The 21,809-nt window shown below is 49.6% G+C and carries 16 protein-coding genes; 2 read left to right on the top strand and 14 right to left on the bottom strand.

What is annotated here, in order from left to right; translation table 11 throughout:
- Positions 1-93 precede the first annotated feature (93 nt).
- Together DWX33_RS00080 and DWX33_RS00075 are read left to right on the top strand one after the other, a co-directional pair.
- Positions 94-3,330 carry an FAD-dependent oxidoreductase gene (locus DWX33_RS00080; RefSeq protein ID WP_122379652.1) on the top strand — a complete coding sequence of 1,079 codons (3,237 nt, stop codon included), beginning with the start codon at positions 94-96 and terminating at the stop codon, positions 3,328-3,330.
- A 105-nt stretch (positions 3,331-3,435) separates the two neighbouring features.
- Positions 3,436-4,524, top strand: coding sequence for a phage integrase SAM-like domain-containing protein (locus tag DWX33_RS00075; protein WP_121961945.1), 1,089 nt, complete (start codon positions 3,436-3,438; stop codon positions 4,522-4,524).
- A gap of 69 nt (positions 4,525-4,593) precedes the next feature.
- Here DWX33_RS00075 and DWX33_RS00070 read toward each other — a convergent pair whose 3' ends face one another.
- The 14 genes from DWX33_RS00070 to DWX33_RS00005 form a co-directional block, all read right to left on the bottom strand.
- Complete coding sequence (locus DWX33_RS00070) at positions 4,594-5,793, bottom strand: DUF4906 domain-containing protein (protein WP_233570098.1); 1,200 nt, start codon at positions 5,791-5,793, stop codon at positions 4,594-4,596.
- Positions 5,794-5,806: 13 nt separating this feature from the next.
- On the bottom strand, positions 5,807-6,817 hold the full coding sequence (locus DWX33_RS00065) for a fimbrillin family protein (protein ID WP_232285133.1): 1,011 nt from the start codon (positions 6,815-6,817) through the stop codon (positions 5,807-5,809).
- A gap of 17 nt (positions 6,818-6,834) precedes the next feature.
- Positions 6,835-7,788 (bottom strand): fimbrillin family protein, encoded by a 954-nt coding sequence (locus DWX33_RS00060; protein ID WP_005862543.1) that lies wholly within the window; start codon positions 7,786-7,788, stop codon positions 6,835-6,837.
- Between the two features lie 30 nt (positions 7,789-7,818).
- Positions 7,819-8,709, bottom strand: coding sequence for a hypothetical protein (locus DWX33_RS00055; RefSeq protein ID WP_233570097.1), 891 nt, complete (start codon positions 8,707-8,709; stop codon positions 7,819-7,821).
- Positions 8,710-8,724: 15 nt separating this feature from the next.
- Positions 8,725-9,621, bottom strand: coding sequence for a fimbrillin family protein (locus DWX33_RS00050; RefSeq protein ID WP_232432515.1), 897 nt, complete (start codon positions 9,619-9,621; stop codon positions 8,725-8,727).
- A 21-nt stretch (positions 9,622-9,642) separates the two neighbouring features.
- Positions 9,643-10,782 (bottom strand): fimbrillin family protein, encoded by a 1,140-nt coding sequence (locus DWX33_RS00045; protein WP_233554120.1) that lies wholly within the window; start codon positions 10,780-10,782, stop codon positions 9,643-9,645.
- Between the two features lie 16 nt (positions 10,783-10,798).
- Positions 10,799-11,902 (bottom strand): fimbrillin family protein, encoded by a 1,104-nt coding sequence (locus tag DWX33_RS00040; RefSeq protein WP_122379649.1) that lies wholly within the window; start codon positions 11,900-11,902, stop codon positions 10,799-10,801.
- 158 nt (positions 11,903-12,060) lie between these two features.
- Positions 12,061-13,281: a fimbrillin family protein gene (locus DWX33_RS00035; RefSeq protein WP_122379648.1), complete on the bottom strand. Its 1,221-nt coding sequence runs from the start codon at positions 13,279-13,281 to the stop codon at positions 12,061-12,063.
- Positions 13,282-13,330: 49 nt separating this feature from the next.
- Complete coding sequence (locus DWX33_RS00030; protein ID WP_122379647.1) at positions 13,331-14,389, bottom strand: fimbrillin family protein; 1,059 nt, start codon at positions 14,387-14,389, stop codon at positions 13,331-13,333.
- A 22-nt stretch (positions 14,390-14,411) separates the two neighbouring features.
- Positions 14,412-15,455 (bottom strand): fimbrillin family protein, encoded by a 1,044-nt coding sequence (locus tag DWX33_RS00025; RefSeq protein ID WP_122379646.1) that lies wholly within the window; start codon positions 15,453-15,455, stop codon positions 14,412-14,414.
- A 52-nt stretch (positions 15,456-15,507) separates the two neighbouring features.
- On the bottom strand, positions 15,508-17,196 hold the full coding sequence (locus DWX33_RS00020; RefSeq protein WP_122379645.1) for a fimbrillin family protein: 1,689 nt from the start codon (positions 17,194-17,196) through the stop codon (positions 15,508-15,510).
- Between the two features lie 170 nt (positions 17,197-17,366).
- Complete coding sequence (locus DWX33_RS00015; RefSeq protein ID WP_048927267.1) at positions 17,367-18,134, bottom strand: DNA-binding domain-containing protein; 768 nt, start codon at positions 18,132-18,134, stop codon at positions 17,367-17,369.
- A gap of 68 nt (positions 18,135-18,202) precedes the next feature.
- Entirely contained in the window at positions 18,203-20,623 is a 2,421-nt protein-coding gene (locus DWX33_RS00010; protein ID WP_158595275.1) for a DUF4906 domain-containing protein, read from the bottom strand.
- Positions 20,624-21,209: 586 nt separating this feature from the next.
- Positions 21,210-21,809, bottom strand: a 600-nt coding sequence (locus DWX33_RS00005) for a PD-(D/E)XK nuclease domain-containing protein (RefSeq protein WP_199713235.1), incomplete at its 5' end; no start/stop codon positions are given.

Here is a 21,809-nt window from a genome sequence, read left to right as displayed (position 1 = left end):
GATAATCGCTTTTTTATGAATAGATTTCAAGTAAAATTAGGACATTTATCCAATTATATCCGTAATTTTAGCCCAATTAAATCAATAGCAATTATGGAAAGAATCGTTAATCATCCTATTTTAACAATTCCACAAGAGGGAGAACACACTTTTTTATTCAATGGCAAACCCGTAACGGGAATGAAGGGTTTTACCATCGCCGCCGCCTTACATCAGGCCGGCTATCCAGTACACAGTCATAGCGTAAATGGCCGCAACCGTTCGTTGAATTGCGGTATCGGTAAATGTGGCGCCTGCGAAATGCTGGTAGACGGAGAAGTAAAGCGTATCTGTATTACGAAAGTAGACAATGTAAAGGAAGTATCGGAAATAACAGTACAGAATTATACGACAGATTCCCAAATAGAACCCAGAGAAGAACCGGTAGAGATCTATCGAACCGATGTGGCCATCATTGGTGCCGGCCCCGCTGGATTAGCTTGTAGGGAAACCTTAAAAGAGCTAGGTTTGAACAGCATCGTAATCGATAGCAATGATAAGATTGGCGGTCAATTCTTGATGCAAACCCATGCATTTTTCTTTTTCGAGAAAGAGCGGCGCTTTGGCGGTATGCGTGGTTTCGATATAGCGAAAACTTTAGCCGGAGACGACCACTCTGGTATTTTCTTACATTCTACGGTCTGGGATATCCTACAAAATAAGCGTATCGCCGTAAAAGACATGCTTAACCATAAAAATTTCTATGTAGAAGCTCAAGCCTTGATAGTCGCTACCGGTGCGGTTCCTTTTATGCCGACCTTCGAGAATGATGATGTGCCCGGAGTTTATACAGCGGCAGTCGTACAGAAAATGATGAACGCTGAATTCACGTTACTCGGCAAAAACATATTGACAGTAGGTGCCGGTAATATAGGTTACCTAACGTCTTACCAATTGATGCAAGCCGGAGCGAAAGTCAAGGCTATTTTAGAGGCGATGCCTCGTGAAGGAGGATTTCCGGTACAAGCGAATCGTATCCGCCGCCTTGGCATACCTATTTATACCTCTCATATGCTTTTGAAAGCCATTCCAAACCAGGATCGGACAGGTATCACCGGCGCGGTTGTCTGCGAATGCGAGAACTTCAAGCCAATCCCGGGAACAGAGAAAGTGATTGATGGTATTGATGTTATTAATATATGTACAGGATTGATTCCCGACAACCAATTGCTAACCAAAGGCCAATATACATTTGGAAAACGTTGTGCCGGCGTAGGTGATGCCGTACGAATCGGAGAAGGTACTACCGCCGTACTAAGAGGAAAGCAAGCCGCTTATGAGATCGCCCAAGAGCTAGGCGTACGTTTCAACTACAACGATTACTTACAAATATCTAAGGAATACATCGACTCCCAGCAACATCCGATCCGCATCAAGGAAGAGTCCCCAAGGCCCACTCCCGAACGTCAAGCCCAACGCCCTTTCGTTCGTTTGGATTGCCTATACGGTTTCGCTTGTAACCCTTGCTCTTTCGCTTGTCCTCAAAAGGCGATCACCAAAAGCTCCACCAGCGTAACGCCCGAGATCGATTACGAAAAATGTACCGGCTGTATGCAATGCGTATCCCATTGTCCGGGGCTGGCTATTTTCGGCTACGATACCCGGAAGCAAAACTTATTCTTACCGGTAGAATACGAGGTAGAAGAAGGTGCCGAGGTGTGGCTCGTCGATGATAACGGGAAGAAACAAGGCGAAGGTATCATTGAGAAAGTATTAAAGAAGCCGACAAAAACAAACGTGGCCCGTGTGAAAGCGGCAGGAATGGAAAACGATGCCTTATTGAATATCACAGGATTCATCGTAAAAGAAAACTATCCGGAGGAGATCGACTTCAAGCAAGAGCCGGAGTGTGAGTCGGAGACCTATGTTTGCCATTGCGAGGACGTATCTTTGGACGAGCTACTTTCCGCCATTGGGGATCGTAAATATATCTCCGTCGACGAGGTAAAACATATCACCCGCCTAGGAATGGGGCCATGCCGGGGAAAACGCTGCATACCCCGCCTACGCATGAAACTAAGGGAAAAAGGTATCGAACTGGTAGGCGACGCTACCCCCCGTGCTCCCCTATCTACCCGCTTCGTCCTAGGGGAAATGTATCCGCAGCGTCAGATAGCGGATACCTATAAAGTAGATTCCGGAAAGCAGGTTCGTAAGACGGAAGTCTTAATCGCCGGCGGAGGTATAGGTGGTAGCGCATTATTCCGTTATTTTTCGGAAGCCGGTAAAAAGACCGTGCTTATTAATGCGGATCGAGGATCATCATGGCGTAATATCGGTGGTGGTCGTCCAGCGTTCTCGATCCCCGAATTAGCGGAGATCGCCCGTAATAACCAAACGATATTCGAGGAGACACAAAAAGAATACGATATCCATTACCGTGAGATACGCTATATCACGTTCGCCCACGACGAGGCTACCTACAATGATCTGGAACGTTCCTGCGGTTGGTCCAACGCTTATTTGATCGACAAGAAAGACTTCCAGAAAGAGGTGTCCCCCTACTTCAACACGAACCAAAACACCTATTTCGCCGCACAAATCTCCCAGCATTGTTGGCAAGCTACCCCGGGGCGTGTGATAGACTTTATACGAAACAAAGGCAAAGAGCGGCAAGGTGAGGTTTGGGAAGACACACACCTAGTGGAAGTACACAAAAACGGTGGAAAATATCACGTCTTATTATATACGCATGATAAGCGATACATCGAATACGAATGCGATCATTTCGTGAACGCCCTCGGTTATAGCGCCGAGCGTTTCGCCCGCATGCTAGGCCTTTACACCGGCCTCTATCCGGTCAAGCACCAAGCGTTGATTACCCATCGCCTACCGAATCTGGGTAAAGACGGGGATATCCTCGATATGTTGATAGACCGCCGGAAACGTAACGACTTCTCCGCTGTCTACGGTCAGCAATTCGCCGAGACCGGACAGATTATCGCTTGCGCCTCCCCCGCTGTCGACGCTAAAGCGGAGATCAGCAACTTTGATGAGTTGAAGTTTAATACCCGTCGTTTCATGGAGATCATCTCCGAGGTGTTCTGCGATTGGATTCCATCGTTAGCCACAGTACCCGTACAAGCCACATGGTCCGGTTATTATGTAGAGCCTCGCTACATTATCGATCCGGATAACGGACTATTCGTCGGTTTGCAAGGTCACGGCTTCATGCTCGCTCAATACTTGGCTAAACTATACGTAGATAAAGCGTTAGGCCGTACCGTTCCGGATTATATGGAGCGATTGAGGCTCGATGGAGACGGAATTAGTGAGAAAGCTTTCAAATAAACTATAAATAAAACAAAACCTCCTCTACCACAATTGGTAAGGGGAGGTTTTGATAAAACCAATCTTTTCTATTTTTGTTATTCTATATCCATAAATAGTAATCATATGAATATAGAAACAACAGACAACTCCCCTTTGCTACAGGAATGTATAGAAGAATTGATCAGTAGTAAAATCGATGAGGGGAAAGGAAGAACCGCTGGGAATTACCGAAGCGCATGGAATAAATTATCCACCTTTTTAGGTCCGAGAGTAATGGAGTTTACATTTGCCGACTTAACGACCGATTTTCTTCATCACTATCTTTTATGGTTGATGCAAGGGGAAGACGGGAAACAGGCTCCCTTGAAACCGGGTAGTTTGGACTTCTACATTCGTAATCTAAAGACAATGTACAACAAGATCGCTCAAGATAAACAAATGGATGTTCCGAGAGAAAGCCCGTTCTCCGGCCTGCAGATAAAGGTCCCACCCACCCGGAAAAGGGCTTTGCCAAGCCTCGACCTACAAAATCTGGCGACTCTTGAGCGGCCCAAGAACCCACACGCCTGTACGGCCCTTCACTTGGCTCTTTTCTTATTTTACGCTAGAGGTATGTGCTTCGTGGATGTCTTTAATTTGCGACACAGCAATATAAACGATGATTATATCCACTACGTACGTAGCAAGACTGGCGTAGCGATGCAAGTAAAGATCACCCCCGAGATGAAGAACATCATATTCTCTTATCGGCGTTTCAATAATCCGTGGATATTCCCTTTCTTACACGAGAAAATCAGCGGAGAGGGAGAAGTTACGGCCCAGTCCGCGCTTCGGAGAGTGAACCGCCACTTAAAGAAAATGGGAGAGCAATTACACTTCGAACAGCCATTCACTACCTATGTGATGCGGCATAGCTGGGCTTCCATGATGCTGGAGGCGAATTCGGAAATCGGCATTATCAGCCAATCCTTAGGACATATGTCCCTACGGACTACCGAGATCTATCTTGGCCGGATATCAGTATCTAAAATAGACAGGGCCTCCGATAATATGTTGAATAATTTGGTTCGCGGCTCTTCCTCCCGGCAAAGAAGTAAAAATAAGGTGATGGCTTTAAGAGACAATCCTCCTATACAAATAAAAGAGACAATCGGCAAGAAATGCAAGAAGCTCATTTCCTCGATTGCCTCTAAGTTATTCTCATTTATTTAAAATAGTTCATGCAGGAATGCCAAAGGGTAGATTCGTCAAGGCATTCCTGCACAGCCCTTAGAATGGATACTATTTCTCTTCACCAAAATTAACGGTATTCTCGACATTGTCCACATCATCAAAGACAGCCACGTTGCCGTTTGTTATCGTTACACGGAGGTCGGCACTATTAGGGCCGGCGATATTCACCGTCAGCTTATAATGATAATCCCGATAGATATTGTAATCGGTCACCAAGTCACCCCCAAGATAGAATTTATACTCTACATCGATCGGCGAAGAGTATGCTCCTCCACCCAAAGGATACTGATATTGCCCTCTTACCAATAGATAAGTGCATCCTTCCAAAGATCCGCCAGTCCCCGGCCCCATATCCTTCTTATTCTTCTCTTGCGCCGTGGTAGCTAAACCTGTACCCCGGATATTTTCCGCCATATAGAAAACTCCTTCTTTATCACCGAGTGTTATTCCTGATACAGGTATCTCCTCCGTATAGAAATTAGTAGATAAAGGACTTGAAATCGTTGGATATGTCGAGTCGTCATCATATAGCCGGGTTACTTTAGGTACATTTGACATAATAACCGGTTTCGTATCAATTAACTTAAAATTGCCAGAGGCCACTGAAGAGTTCACGGTCACGGTCACTTTCGCGAACGCCCTGTACATACGGGATAATACGACCAACCTCATGTCAGCCTCTGAGCTAGAGGGATCCTTCGTATAGTCGGTCGGTCCCGAAGATAGTATATTAGTACCTGTTGGAGAGCCATCTGATGAATAAATAATACTTTTCGTTTTAGCCATCAATTCTGTTACAGAAAGGGACGTAGGGATACCACCTTCTTTTACAAATAACTTGGCGGTAACCTCCGTCGCATTCATATCCTCCGCATTTACGATGATATAAAACTCACTAGTCTCGTTCTTGAAACGCATATCATCCTTCATTAATTGAATCAATAACTGGTCATAGGTAGTGCTACTACTTCCCGGCACAGCCGTTATGCTATTCCTATCGGCAAAGACAGCTTTCAACAACTCGGTTCCATCCTCTTTAAACTGTAAAATCCAGACGTTATATATATTAGTATCTCCCAATTTAAGAATTTCCGTTCCCGCTTTCGTCTCTACATCAATCGTACCCGGTACCCTTAACAGGAACTGGAAAGCACATTCCTCCCCTCCTTCGGATGTTGATGGTATCATTTCCTCATTACTACACGCCCCTAGCAGCAAGCATAGTATACAAAATAAACTTATTCTCATTTTCAGTTCCTCCTTATTCCCCTCCAACGGGATCCGTCACATTTTTTATTTCCGTGAATTCCAATATACCCAGAGTCAGTTCTGTCTCCTTAAAGTCACCAAAGAACTTCAAGGTAAATTCAAAGCTATAGGACATACCGGGCAAGAAAGTCTTACGAGCGGTAGCATTGAATACAAAATGACCGGGCACAGATCCACCATTTCCATTTTTATCATAATCTACCGTTAAATCAATTACAAACTGTAATTCCGACCCGCTTAAAGGCAATACGATTTTACGTGGATCTGAGGTATGAGGCAGGCCTACAGCTACGGAATTATTGAAAGAGCTAAAATCCACTCCGTTGTTTTCATTCGCAACTCCATCCGAATACCATGCATTATCCCCTAGCCGATAAGTTCTTGAATCAGATAAGTTTTTCATCGTTATAAAGTTTACACGCAAGCCTTTTACAGTAACAGGAGATACACTAGCCGCTTTTACCGACACCTCTACTTGCGAGCAAAGCCGCGTGAATGGATTCGTCAAGGTAACCGACATCGTGTTTTGTCCCGCTTTCTGGGGCTGGACAGTTATATCGTTCATGAACGTATACATAAAATCTTGCCCATTTTGCACGGTCACCAGATTTCCATCACCCAATTCCGGCGCATTCTCCTCATTGTAGGAAGTGAAATAAAGGTTATATACACCCCGATACAAAAATAGGGCCTTGCCCGATTGGGCGGTGACCTTTCCATCCGCACCCACCACATAAGTACCTTCCGCCGAAGGAGTACCAGTTTCACCAGTCCCAGTCTTAGTACCGGTCTCAGTCTTAGTCTCCACCTTGAAAGCATAGACTTTAATCAACGCTTTATCATTCAAGGCTGAAACGGTCGCAGCCTTGGTTACGTTCGCTTGATAAAGATCGAACTCCAAGGCAACCTTATCACCTTCCCCTTCTTCCAAAAAAGATTCCTTTTGGCAACCCACCAACGTGACCAAAAGCCATAGACTTACAAAACTTAATACATATCTCATATCTCCTCCCTTCTTATTTAAATACCCACACTCGTATTCTGATCCGTACTATTTTGCCAATCGTATACGGTTACGCCCTCGAATGTACCTTCCATCTTATCAATACGTATCTTATAGACATAATGATAACCCGCCAACCATTTCACCCCGCTTTCGGAAGAAATAGAGGCAGTCTCAAACTCACGTTCCACCCCGTCTACATCCACTGTCAAACGGAACGACAATACTTGCTCGGCAGCGTCCATCGGGGCTACGAGACAAGATATGTTCGGTTGCGTCAACGAGGTTTCCAATATTTTCGAACCGGTCAACTCTATCGAGGATGTCCCCGCTAGGCCATTCAGACGCCCTAGTTCCTCCCCTGTCCCGTTCAATCGCATGTCCGCCTTACCGATTTGCAGACGTCCGGTGTTACTACGTATATCTATTTTTTTCAGCGTTAAGATCTCATCGCTGGCATTCGCAGACTTATAGATATAGAAACTCACCTTTGTCAAGGCATGGAACAATTGAAGGCTGATTATCTTTGAGGTTTTGGAAGCCTGAACCGGCTTAGCATAAAGGTAATCGATCTGTTTACCATCGAATGTATCCGCATCCCGGACCGTGACCTCGACAGAGTACACGCCGGAGGAGGCTGTTACGTTAATGGCCTTACCTTCTTCTTCCGTAGGATAATAAGCATACACATCCGTAGCGGTACTACCCAGCAGTGGCGCGGATTCACATCCCCATGTTACTCCGGATTTGGAATACACCGGATTCACCCATGTATCACTGGAGTTCTTCAAATACAATTTCACGTTATCCACAGAGGTAGTCACAGCCTTCGTAACAGCGTCGTCAGCCAAAGAGACCGATCGCAGCTCAAGGGTGGAACCTGCCTCCACCTCCGGTATCCCGTCTGACTGGCAAGCTCCCAACAGGGAACAGAGGGCCAATCCCCAACCTAGATTATATAAATTTCTCATATTCTTCATTCTTTATAGATTTTAAATGGATCAAGTGGCGCTAACAGGATTGTCGGGAACCGTTGTCTCCGTAAACCCCATTACTTCCACGGAAGTCAATATCAATTCATCGGATGACGTGAAGTTATATACATAGTTCTTACTAGCCCCAAATGTGTATGCCGGCTGAGTAAATGTTTGTTGTGTAGCCTCTGGACTTGAAGCACCGTCAAGCGTACGGGAAACGCTTAGCTTGAAACTCATACTCGCTCCCGGTCTTAAGATACAGACGAAAGTATGCTTATCGCTAGCTACGGTATTATCCCCTGTATGCAACATCTCGATCGTTTCAGAAGAAGAGGCACCAGTCCGGATGCCATTGCCTGCCAAGGTAGCCGTCACATTCTTATATTTTGTAGTAGCACCCCCTGATGAGGCATAATTAATTGAGATCGTGATCTTCGCCGCTACCGGCATAAAGGTAAAGTTTACCTTGTTGCTACTCAAGGTAACGTTAGAGCCGCCTTTCGCTTCCAGTTTATTGCTTTGCCAGAAATTCTCATAGGATTTCTGGTCTTGCAGAATAAAGGTGAAAGCTGCCGGATATGAGGCCGAGAATGAAGAAGCCGTAGATGATCCGGAAACCGTCAACGATTTTCCCGCCGTTTTCGGAATCCACCCGTTCGTGGCATCCTTTCGGTAAGTCACGGTCTGGCTCCCACCATTAATCTGTATCTCATCGTCCGTACTAAAGCTACTCTTATCATAGTTCGTAGCGTCGACCGCACGGGTAGACAGAGAAGAAACGATCTCCGCCGTCACCTCCAAGGGCTGTCCACCTTCCAGATCCACCTCTGAGGTACAGGCGGGGGCGAGCAATAGCAATAAGCCTCCGGACAGGTGGAGCATGGTTTGTCGTATGTTCCTAGTATAATGTATCATAATGCTATATAGTTGTTAAGTTAAATTTCCTCCAGCCATGATCTCATCCGTCCATTTGCCGATGGTACAACTTTCCGGGATCAGCATGTCGTTATGCAAGGTCAAATTATATGTATAGTGGTAACCGGTCCGCAAGGCACAACCCGTTAAGGTAGCCTTGTAGGTAACACCATCGCAAGTGAGAGAGACCGTTAGATCCGTAGCAGGGGTTCCCGCACTACCACCTACAGCCCTTAGGATACCACACCATTCATATTTCCGGGATGCATCGACCGGGTAAGGCCGATATAGCGTGATCGTCTGGTTCGTAGATACAGCCGTACGTATCCCCGCCGCCGCTACCAATACGGCATCATTGGCGATGGTAGTCTCACGGTTCACGGTAAACTTCAAGGTCAACTTCGAATTGACGTGCGTAAAGGGCTTGCCGCTCGACGTAAAGTCCAGCGTACCGTCGCTGGATGTGGCATCACCCGTTTTCAGCAGGTTACTGGCCAGATAAGCAGCGCTCGTGGTTTGAAACTGGTTGATGGCCGAGTAATCCGCCGGAAACTGCGCCGAATACGTAACGGCAGGCTCCAAGGTCACAGGCGAGGTTCCCACCACGGTCCATGCGGAAGTCCCGTCATACCGATAGCTGGCCGATTGGGAAGCCGCCGTCCCACTTGCCTTTTTTGTCCTTGTCACCTTTATCTGATCGCCGGAAAGGAAGGATGTCCTATCGAAACCATTATCCGAGCTAACCGCCTCGCCGCTTTTGGTAACAGGGCTGATCTCGGCAAGTACCGTCACCGGGATTCCCTCCGGAGCGGAAAGCCCCGTCTCTATCCCGTTCGTGCAACCGTAGAGAGCCAGCGCCATGTTCAAGGCTCCCATCCATGCTAAACTGAGGTTCATGTAATTCATATTCATATTTTTCTTTTTATGCCGTAATTAATAGCCGCCGGGCTTAACGTCTCCCGTTCCTGCTGAACCGCTCTCCATCCAAGGGACGATATTGGCGTTCACCGTAATCGCTCGGTTGGATAAGGTTATTTGTATTTTGTGGGTATGTCCTCTTTTCCAAGTGATCTGACTTAGGTTGGCGGATAACGTCCGGTCATCCGTAGTGCCATCCCGCTTGCCGACCACTACCGTAAGGGTCATGTCTGTCGATACCAAAGGAGCCACCAGCCCATAGCCTACCTCCACCGGAACACCCGCGGCACCGCAAAGTATGGCGGTGGTATTACTCGACGCATCGTTTTTAGGGGTAAAAGTGAGTTCGGCTACCTTTGTTCCTCCACCAAGCGCTCCATCCGCGATCTGCATCGTTCCCGTGCCGGTAGTGAACGCATTGGAGGATGTTTTCAACGTTATCTTCTTCACGTAATCATAGGTCGTATTCACGGAACGTCCCGTGGCGGATTGCATCGTGAAGGAAAGGCGGGCCAGCGCATGTTGCAAGTAGATTTCCGGCTGATAAGTACCGCTTGAGGGGGAACCGCCGGACGGCGTGGTATTGCTGGCCGTAATAGCGATAGCCTCTCCTACCGTGTTGCTGGCGGAACCGTACATATAATCGGTAGCGTCAGAATCCCATCCCTTGCCGCCATAGAAATTCTGGTGAGCGGGAAGGGTGGTCGCTATGGTATGCGTCGTGGTAGTCGTTGATTTTGTGAGGGTGGCGCTCGTCGGGCTATAGGCATAGATCCGGGCCTTTACACTCGATAAATTCACGGTGGGATCGCCTATCCAATCGTTTCCGCCGCTACCTACCGACTGATAGGTGAAGGTGGAAAGGCCAGCATCCCCCGCCGTACCAACCCCGCCATAGGGAGTATAGCCGTCCTCTGCTTTAGTAACGAAAAGTTTTACCGCGTTAATCCTTCCCTCACCCTCCGTCGTGGAGGTTCCGCTTATGATGGAGCGGGTCTCGACACCGCTCATGTGGAATACGGGTTGTAAGAATGCCCCTGTCGTGTCTTCCGGCAAGGAGTCGTCGGAGGAGCAGCCGGATAAGAGCGCCAGTATCGCCAACAGGCCTACACTGAGGTGTAGCGGACGTGCGTTTTTGTAAATATCCTGTATCATAGGTCGTATAGTTTTTTTAGATAGTCGTACTTGTATTGTCGGATGATTCATTCGTCCACCCTACCACATTGAAGCCGTCCAGCTTAAGGCCGGTACCGTGGATGGAGATGGTGTATGTATATTTATTTCCGGCGGACCATTCGCCACCGTCGGTAATGGTGTCTAGTTTCATTTCCTTGCCATCTACTACGACGGTCAAGGTAGCGGCGGTAACATTTGCAGTGCCGGAGGGGAATGGTACGCCGTAATTGATGAACTCGATTCCGTCTGTGGTAGCGGCAACGGTTACGCCGCCATTTACCGTGTACTCGTACTTTACCGGTGTACCCGCCTTCGCTCCGGTTAGGTTGCCGAGGGCTCCGTCCTTTAGGCTCATGGTGGTGGTACCATTCGTTTGTAGTGTCGGGATGGGGCGACTATAGGTTATTTTTGTCAGGTTGCAAGGACCGGCGTAGTCCGTGTGTTTCTTGAACTTTAGGCTTACCAAGCAAAAGGCATGCTTAAGGCCGAGGTTTATCTTCTCGCCTTTTGAATCGGAGGTTCTGTGGCCGTTATCGGCTATGGGTTGAGTTGTTCCAAAGGTTTTCGCGGTAGTGTTATAGGCTACGCCATACATATAATCGTTACCGGGAACTGTGAAATCCAAGGAGGAGGCATTCGTTACCGTATTCGAATAGGCTATGGCAGTGGCTCGTACCGGGATGGTATAGACCGGGGAAGAGGCATTTCCGGCCGCGGTTATCGTGGTGGCATCCGTGACTGGATAGCAAGAGTAGACTATAGCTTGCTGGGTGCTTAGCCAGATCGTTTGATCCTTACCGTTTATCGTAGCGGGTTTTAAGGAACCCTCTTGGAGGGTGTATTGGCCGTATGTACCTTGGGGGGATGTGCCGTAATGGTTTTCACTTGCCACGTTATTTACGGCGTATAGGCCGATAGCCGCTATATCGCTGGATGTGGCAGTGGCCTTGGTGAGGGCTACGCTGGCGATCTGCGGGGACAGGGCGACAGGGGTATCTGGATCAACCGGGGGTACGATGGGGTCTTCGCCATCCTCTCCGCCGCAGGCGAAAAGGGAAAGCGATACTGTTGTTAATAATAGGTATCTATACGGTTTCATATTTATCGTTGTTTATATTGTTCGTTTATTTGCCACCCGGTTTTATTATTACCACCCGGTCTGATTGTTACTACACAGATTTCGTGTTTTGTATTTCGTGTTTCGTGTTTTGTTGTAGAGACGGGGCACGCCCCGTCTCTACAACCCTAGACTGTAGGTTAATTAACTTTCAAATCATCATTGCCGGTTCCTGTGCCCCAAGCGGCTACGGTTACGGTGCCTATGGATAATTCCTTACCGCTAAGTTTTACAGTATAGATGTTTTCTTTCCCCTGCTCCCAAGTAACTCCTGTCCCACTATCGGCTAACGCAACCTCATAATCCGCTCCATCAATCGTAAAGATGGCTTTGGTATTATTTAGGGCTTTGCTAGTTATCGGCAAAGCCAAGATGCTAAATCGGGATGAAGCATTTTTTGTAGCTGTCTCATCGGTTAAGCCTCCAGAACCTTGTACCTTTAGCGTATAGTTAGAGGAAAAATCCCGGACGTAAGTCGCAGCACTAGTTGTATTGGCGTGAACCGTCAAGACTCCCGTATTAATATTCATCGTCGCTATCGCATCGGAACCTGTATTAGCTTGATTAGGTACATCCTTCAACTGTATCTTCGATAGCACACCTTTATTCTTATAAGTTCCATCATTGTAAATGCGGAAACTAACCAAAGTCAAGGCATGCTTCATGGTTAGATCAACAGAGGCATCTATAGAGGTTTCCTTTTTCGTGTTGCTGGCAGTTATCCAATTCGTCTCAGAGCTACCTTGGTCCGCCCACATATAATCGATTTCACCTTTCGCTGAATTAATCTTTGCCTTATTGGTATTTGTCGTTTCAGAGTTGTCTATTAATGTCGAGGGATAATCCCTATGCGCATCATCAGTCGTTCCAGCAAAGACCGTTACTGGGATTGTGGAGTTATCCGTAGCGGTATTATCAGATAATACTAGAGCTGTGGTTGTGGCTAACTCTTGATTTGTTCCGGGCTGATAAGCCGGATAATAAGCGTATATCTTTGCCACTTCGGAGGTCAGATAGATCTTTTTATCTCCGCTTTTCCAACCTGCGGTTCCTGTCGTCGAATAAGTATATAATGCGTAATTATTGCTTTTCGCATTCGTATAAGGATCTTCACCCGATACGACTGTCCCCTTTAAGCGTGCGTACACCGCTACGCTTTTCATGACATCATCTTTACTAGCGTCAGCTTGGGTACCCAAATTTATCACGCTTTTCGTAAGCGTCACCCCCGCCGTAATCCCCAGCTCTACGGCATCCGGCTGGTTGGAAGGGAGGATGGAGGGGATATTGTCCTCGTTGCTACAGGCAGCCAAGAAGAAGGGAGAAAGAAAGAGTAGTTTATAGTTTATCTGTTTTCTCATGATTACTTTTTTTGATTCGTTCTATTAATTGTTCAATTCGTTTAGTCAGTCAGTGGATCAAGTCTAGGTTGCCATCGACATACGAGGGAGTCCATTCGGCTACCTCCACGGAGGAGATACCTAAAGAGGCATCGTAGATATCCAACGTGATCACGTGAGAGAAACCGGGCTTGAAATTATCCTCAGATATTTCATCACCCATCTTTACGGATACGTCGGTAAAGGTACCGATCGAAGTCTCGACCGTTATTTTTACATTGCCCGGATCGGGTGTAGGCGGCAGATACAAGCAGCCCAGATCGATGGGACCGACATTTGATGCCCCTACCGTGGCGTTGCCGGCAGGCTCAAGGATCACTTCCGAGGAACCGGAGAAGACAGCCTCGCCCGTAGCCAGCGGAACATTTACCGCCGTAGGTATGCTTTTCACGATAATCTTGTTCACCTTCACCTCCAGTCCTCCGGCATCATGCTTCTTTGCCTTGAATACCAGCTGGGTAAGCAGGTGGGCGTAATTCAATGAGCGATTCGCCTCGACCCCGGCGACGGTATTGCCCGTAAACCGGTTACCATCCCACTTATTACCCGCCAAGGGACCGGCGTACATCAAGTCCATATGCCCGTCAAGGGTATAGCTTACGGTACCCTCGGCGGCATCGTACGAGTTATCGCCCGCCACGGGAGATACGCCGACCAGATACACGTTCGCTCCCATGCGGGGATAATGGTGCTTACGAGAGGCATCCCATGAGATACTCCCGCCTACCGCCACATCAGCCGTCCGCTCTACCCATTCCTCGTAGAATACGGCATCGGCCCAACTTGTGGTCACGTCGGATACGGGGGTGGAGAAACGATCGGCAAGACTCGTATAGTCGGGAACACCTGTGATGGCGTCGAGACGGGTCACGCAAAAGAGGGTAGTCTTGAACGCCTCCGCCTCTCCCACTTCCGCTTTCGTGCTTATGGACGTGTCCGGGTACGTCGCCCGAAGCTCGATCGGAGGATCGGCGGAAGGTATCTCACCTCCCGCCTCACCATTGTCCGAGCAAGCGGCCAACGATCCCATGGCTATCATCGACAATATGTATGTAGAGAGTTGTCTCATGATGGTTGAGGGATATTTAAGATTATTTCAATTCAACGGTTCCGCCGTTACCCTGTTTCCATTCGTTGACAGTGGCTTTCACTTCCAGTGCCTTCACATTTTCTCCTGTAGGTTTATCTGGCTCGGTAATGTTCAACGTAACCGTATGGGCATAGCCTTCTTGGGCATTCAACTTTTCACCTGCATTCTTTGAGTCCATCACCGGGACATTCAAGAAGGTACGATCCGTACCGCCTACGTTGATCGTTACGTTCAGCTTGATATCATTAGACGGAGCGAGCATCACTGCCGGGCTAATCGTAGAAGCTGTCGTGGAAAGAGCGGTTGTCGTGATATTCGGGACAGAGAAATCGGAAGCAGTAGCCCAATTCACGTCACCATTTGTCAGGTTCACGGATTGGGGCAATTGCGTGCCCAAAATCTTGATGCTCTTGATGGAGACGTTCTTTCCTTCCCATTCTCCCTTACCACCAGCTACGCTTGTGTAACTAGCGGCGAAAACCAATTGGGTGGTCTTGTGGGCAAACGTCAACTTACATCCATTTTGATTTGGTGACGCTGCAGTTCCGGCATCTTGATCCGCACCGATCGTCATGACATCCTGCAAGCCGTCTACCTTACCGAAAACCACTTTTGAGGACTCGATTGTTCCGGAAGGAACGACCGCCGTGATATGGGCGCTTTTAGGACTCGCCTGCTCATTATCATAATACAAGGTGGGAGTCAAGGTAATATCCGTCTCTGTCCCAGCCGTAAATACAGCGCCAGCTACGTTGGCACGTGTTTCCAATGCCTTTGTAGTTTCATTGATCACATTCTTGTAAACCGGATTAAAGCTACCCCAATCATGCTCGTGTCCGGAAGTCACGTCCACCATCACCACGATACCTTCCACCTGCGATCCATTCGTGATCGGGGCTTTAGTCGTGAGACCTTCCACGCTTTGTGTCAATTTGATCGCTACCGGAGCATTCGCCGTACCCAAATCGGGAGTGATCACATCCTTGTCGTTCGAGCAGCTTGCCGCTAACAGGGCCACAGCCGCCATTGTCAAAATCTTTTTCATTTGTCTTGTAATTTTAAAGTATTAATAAAAAATATGAATTAAATAATCTGGTCTATAAATCGGCGTTGCCGCCATTGCCCGGTTTCCACGGGGTGACGGTTGCCGTTATCTTTACTTGGTACTCCTCGAAGGGATCCGGCTCCTTGGGTTCCTCGGGAGTATCGGGGTCGTCCGGTTCCTCCGGATCAACGGGTATCTCAAGCGAGATCTCAATATCGTAAGCCCCTCCACTCTCGTTGCCCTCGCCGCCGAACGAGACGGGGAGATCCTTGAAATCCTGCCCGGAGGCGGGATCACCTTCCGGCGCGAGCGTCATGTCAAGCGTCAAGGAGGCCTTGGGCTGCACCAGCACGAATCCGGGGAGCGTCACTACGCCATCCACCACGGGGATACCATTCCCGTCATCGGAAGAATAGATGATCACCGAGCTGGTCTCCCCGACCGGGACCACTTCTCCATCCGACAAGGACACCTTAGCTACCGAGGCTAGCCCGTTCAGCTTGACGGCATGTACGCTATACCCGTCCGGCGCTCCCTTGACACGTAGGCGGAAGCTGAGTTGCGTCAGCAGGTGCTTATGGATCAAGGGCGTTTCCGTAGCGTCGAAACGGCGGGACAGGGAACCGCTCCGCTCATCGGTCAGCATCAAGTCTTCCTGCCCCGTCAGCTCGTACCGTACCTCGCCGTTCACGTGGGGGGCGGCGGGGTGATAGCTGCGGATGAAAAGCGCGGAGCCGTCCGTGGGATAGTAGCGCTCCGGGTCTAAAAGGATATCGCCCTCCGTAGCCGTCCCCGTCCAATGCTCCGTGTAATCGCCGGCGGAAGTGCCTACGGCGATGGATACGGGTGTGGAGTCGAAAACGTCCACGGCGGCACGGGTCTGGATGCCGGTGTAAAGGCGGATCGGGACGGCGGGGCTTACCTTCAAGGAGAGATCCAGCGTATCACGGCCCGAGGACATGGCCTCATGCAGGCTCGCGGTCAGGTTCTCCTCGTAACTGAAACGCTCGCCGCCGGCGGTCTCGAACGAGAGCGTGCAGACGTTGCTCCGGTCCGAGCCGTCCAGCGTCACCGTACCCAAGATACCCGCCACGGCTTGGTAAACGCCCGCTACGCCCGTAGCCGAGGCACGGAAATCAAGGTCGAGCACACCCACTCCTGTCGCTATCCGGTCGGACAGGCGCACCGACGAGGCTATCCCGCCCAGACGGCCCTCCACCTTCGCCCCGCCGAAGCCTTTCCCCGCGTCGATGGTAAGGCGCAAGATCCGGCGGATATCCTTGGGGGTCGATGAGATCGCGGTCTCATCACCATCGGTCACCTTAATCCCCGTCACGCTCTCCACGTAAAGAGGGCTATCCAGCGATACCAGCAGGCTGTCGCTTCCCGAGGGAAGGGCGGCGGCATAGGCTTTCCCCAGATTCTCCGTATCGCCCAACCGGACCTCGGCGGGGTCGGCGCCGGCGACCAGCAGGGCGTACTCCCCCACCACGAGCCGCTCGCTCCACGACCACGTAGACGGCGTTCCGGCGGGCTCTTCCTTCCCCGCCATGCGGGAACCATCCGCCTTATAAGCGAAAACGGCCAAGGGAGTATCGCCCGTATGTCGCACGGATACCCGCAACAATCCCTCGCCGGAACCGGGAACGGGTGGTTCCGGATCGTCCTTACCGCAAGCTCCCAAGACGAGGAAGCCGAGTAATAAAAAAGCTGTTTTTTCCGATAAATGTCTTAATCTCATATACTAGTTTATCTATAGTTTTTCCTTTCCCTCTGTACGGGCCGGTTCCCTGCCGTCGGGGAGGGTGTCTCCCTAGCGTTAGGGATGATGCCTCCCCAGCGTTAGGGACAATGCCTCCCTAGTGTTAGGGATGATGTCTCCCCTGTACTAGGGATGATACCTCCCCCGGATCAAATCTCATCCGGACTCTCGGAGTCGCCTCCCCCGGCACCCACGGTGAGCGGCAGCTTGTACTCGATCGTGCGGGGAGACTTGAGCAAGGTGACGCCTTTCGAGAACTGCGTCACGATGCGTAGCTTGTACTTGCCGTCGGTCAAGGCCGGTACGCGGGCGATGATACGGCTGGGGTCGTTTTGCGTGAGGCGGCGGGTCACGGGCGTAACCTTCTCGCCGTCTTCCGACACGAAAAAGATACCTACCGAGCTGTCCGCCCCGTTAATACGGATACGGTCGCCCTCGATCAGTATGTCCTCGTTCGGGGTGATAGAGCCGTTGGACAATCCCGTGAAGGTATCGGTCACCATGCCGATGCGCCCTACCTCAGACTTGGCTCCTAGAACCTCGACGCCCACCTTGCTCAACGCATCACGCATCTCAGCGGAGGGCACGATATCGAGCGTCAGCTTATGGATAGCGGGATCGAACTTCGCCGTCTCGCCTCCCCAAGGGCCCGTGATACGGGGCGTGTACTGGCACACCTCGGTGAGTAGGCTGTAGCCCATCATGAGGTGCTCCCGCACGATGCGGTCGCGTTGCTTGATAATGGACAGCAAGGTGTCATACTTGATCTCGGAGCCTTCCTTGATGATGGCGTTGGCTATATTCTCGTTGTGCAGGGTGTCTTTTTGTGTCAATACCTCCGCTACGTAGTCGTTGTCGTCATCCTTGGTTAACAAATTCGGCCGAAGCCATACTTTCCAGTAATACTCGTTTGCCATGATTGGTTTGTTTTTAAGTTGTTTATAATTCGTAATGTGTGATCTTATTTGTTTGTATTCTTTACATGTCAGTTTGCTTGCACGCAACGGACAGCGAAACCGTAAGCCTTACCACTCACGGTCGCTGAAGGGGTCGTGTCCAAGTTGTATTTAAATTCAATGTACCAGCCATATTCATTATAATAATCTTTTCGTGAATTCGCCCCAAATAAGGAGAAACTTGGAGCTAGACCTCCATTAAACGAACAGGGGGTTCCATCAATATTACGCTCGGGGTCCCTTAAAAGACCGGTACTTATTTCACGCATCCTGAAAAAGGGGAACCACGCATAATCCCCTTGCGGTGTCTCATATTTTATTCCATTCATGATATGGAAGGAATTCTTGTTGACAGCGATCCCTGTCGTTTTCCAGTCGGAGTTTACTAACATTTGAAACTTGTTAGTACCCCACGAAAAACCACTCCAGATATTTTTCATTGCCGTATCATCGAAATCCGGGACTCTCCATCCGGCCGGGCATGGATCGTACAGGGCCTTCGCCGTAGGTCCCCACGAGCCATCGGCCGCCTTATAGCCTATATGGAATTTTGATGGATTCCGGATCGTATTCTCCAAACTGTTACTATTCACCTTTTCAAGATCAATAATCTCCCCATCCCCGTTAAACATTAATCCCTTGTCATCCCTTCCGCCATCGGCGGAGCCTGGCATCGGGTCTTTACGACCCCATTGATAAATGTTGCCGTAAGCACGGGCGGATTCCAAGGGGTTTGTCGTAGACCACGTATTGCGAAGGGCTCCCAAATTGCGATCCATGATTACCTTGCCGAAGAAAGCTCCGGACGTGGCATCAGTCCATGCGTCTCCGGCGTACGTATGTACCGTGCCCCCGGCGCTAGCGCTCTTGGCCGTCCGGATAGCCTCTTCCCTGTTCGCCGCCGTGATCGTTCCCGACAGGCGTGCCGGCACGTAATCCGTGATCCATAGATGCCAGCTCCAGAGGATCGTGGCACCATCCGCAGCGTACGCCGCGATCACTGCGTTGCCGCCTTGCGTGACCGGCACCCTCACGTGGACAAGGGCATTTGCCCTATCGCCGATATTCGTATAGTTCACCAGATTCTGATGGTTATAGCTACCCGCCTCATTGCTGACGGCGTAACCCATCACCAAATCACCCGAGGTTCCGGCGTCCTTGCTCTGCCACAAGACACGGACGCTACCGATCGTCTTATCGGACAGGTAGGTGTTGTCGCCACCCGAACCCGCCTCGTGCTTATAGGGGTTGAAGCAGATGTTCGTACCGGGACGCATCATGAAGCAGTTCGATGTCTGGACAAGGTTCGTGCTGATCACAGGAGTCTGGTCCAGCAATTGGATACGGGGATCGCCGCGGTAGTCGGTGTTCCGGATATTTATCGTATAGTTGTAGTTCGTGCTCTCCAAAAGGTTGAAATCCGACACGTCGTTCCCTCCCAGATAGGCCCGGTAGTACATACGTTCCAACCCGTCTTTGCTGTCCACCACGAGCTCCATATACGTAGCAGAGGCATGAGCGTACTCTTTCGTGCGGTAATACTCGGAGGTCACGCTACGAGACTTGCCTTTCGCGTTGGCGGGCATCCAAGTGGTTAACGAGCCTTCGTTTGCGGCATCGACACCTTTCAAGCGGTACAAGTCCTTGTATTCCACCGTGGAGATCGGGTAAAGATCGCCCTCGAAGCGAGAGTCGGTCTCCGTCGGGGACATAAGATAATAGACAGTGGGCACTTGGCAGAGTTTTACCTCCTTCAAGGTATAGTCGGTACGCAATCCCTCGGCGAACTTCCAGTTCACCGTGAGACGCACGGCGAGGCGCTTCAAAAGGATACGGGCATCGCTACCATCCGCGCTTTGGATGACGATCTTGCCCTCATTCGTCACGTTCACGTTCTTCAAGAGGATGAAGTAAGGCATGGCGTTGATGTCGTTGGTGCCACCATCCCCTATCCCATTGATGGTGGAGGCATCGGCAAGCCTTCCTTGAAGGTCGCTCCAGCTAGGGCTGCCGGAAAATTCGGATATGGCGTTCGAGGAGCCACGGGCCACGATGATAAGCTGGCAGTTCTCGCAAGCAACCAAGTCTACGGTCAATGTTGAGCCAGTGGCTTGGCTGACTGTAGGGGTTAGCTTCTTGAAATTCCTGTTGGAATCATACTGCAAGATCTGCAAGTTATGGAGTTGGTCCGGCTTGGCACTGGCCAAGGCATCCGCCTTTGTCCGGACAGCGGCAGGCACCAGACGAACGTCGAAGGCCCCGTTATTCCTCGCCCCTACGCTCTTCGTCCCGGATGATCCGGCATTCAGTGACGCCGCATCCACCTCGTCGGCGATACCCACGCACAAGGATACCTCCACCGTCTTGCCTCCACCTGTAGACGGGCAGGGTGAATCGAGACGATCCTCACAACTTGACATTCCTAACATCGATACTATTGACATCATCATCAATACTGCTTTTTGTAATTTTACACCTATTTCCTCCATAACTGCACGTGCTTTTTCACTACTACATTTCACATTTTTTTACTTGAATCACGCTGTCTCTTTCTTACGCAGAAAGAGACAACAGGAGAATAAACGCTCCTATCCACTGTTTTTCAAGCCCTTGGAAATGTTAATAGGACAAAGCACGTCACGCTTGACGGCTCGCTATTGTTTGTCTTTTTTAATTTTGACAAAAGATTTAAGCACTCACCTTGCCTTTATCAGCAATTTGAGCTACTTTTACGTCCGAAAACGGATATTTATCCGTCATTCTGAAAGTTGTCTCTTTCTGCGTAAGAAAGGGACAACTTTTTTTCTCTCACACCTTCATTCTCAATATCTTCCATTTTCTTTCCTTTTTTACATTTTCATTCATTTCGCTTTTTGTCTCTTTACAAATCACTACTCATTTAACATTTCGGACTTACTGTCCGGAAAGGCACGCACGAAACCGCACGATACCCGACGGGGGTACCGTGTAACTTCACGCACGCGACAACAATTATATCATCGCATGACGGGATTAATAAGGATAAAAAGTGTTATTTTACTCGGTGGTCTTCACCCACACACGTTTGCCATCGAACGTGATCGCCATTTTGAGAATGTCTCGCACCCCAGCCGCATGGAGCGTAGCGGCGTATTGCTTCTTCTCGATCTGCGCCAAGGCGGAATCAAGCACCTTGTCCACGGACTCGTCAAACATGGGGTCGTACACTTTCAACTCCATGATAAAACCCCTGCCACCAAGGTCACGGGGACGAAGAAGGATGTCGTAACGGCCCAAACCCGACTCACGGTTACTGCTCACCTCGTACGCACCGTGACTTACCAGCATTCCCAACAAGAACGCCTGATAGACCTTTTCCGGCTCACGCCCGTTCGTGTCGTAATAGGAGAGCGTATTCACGACGAAGTCATTCAATAGCCGCTGGAAGATATTCATCTCGTTCTCGTCCAAAGCCTGCAGCATCATCTCCAAGCGGTCGTTCTTCACGGGGCCGTCGTTGATCCAGCCCCGGATGATCGTAGAAAAAACCGTGGAAACCTCCGTGTTCGGCACCCCCAAGGTGTACGACATCAAGTGATCCGGGGTCATTCTCCCCTCCGACGCTTTCAGATAGCCGCTGAACAGCATGAAAGACCA

Origin of the sequence: Parabacteroides sp. AF19-14, from assembly GCF_003635485.1 — a bacterium.
In the GTDB taxonomy this organism is placed as follows: domain Bacteria; phylum Bacteroidota; class Bacteroidia; order Bacteroidales; family Tannerellaceae; genus Parabacteroides; species Parabacteroides distasonis.
The sequence above is the reverse complement of the archived record's forward strand: the minus strand, read 5'-3'. Positions and strand labels throughout refer to the sequence as shown.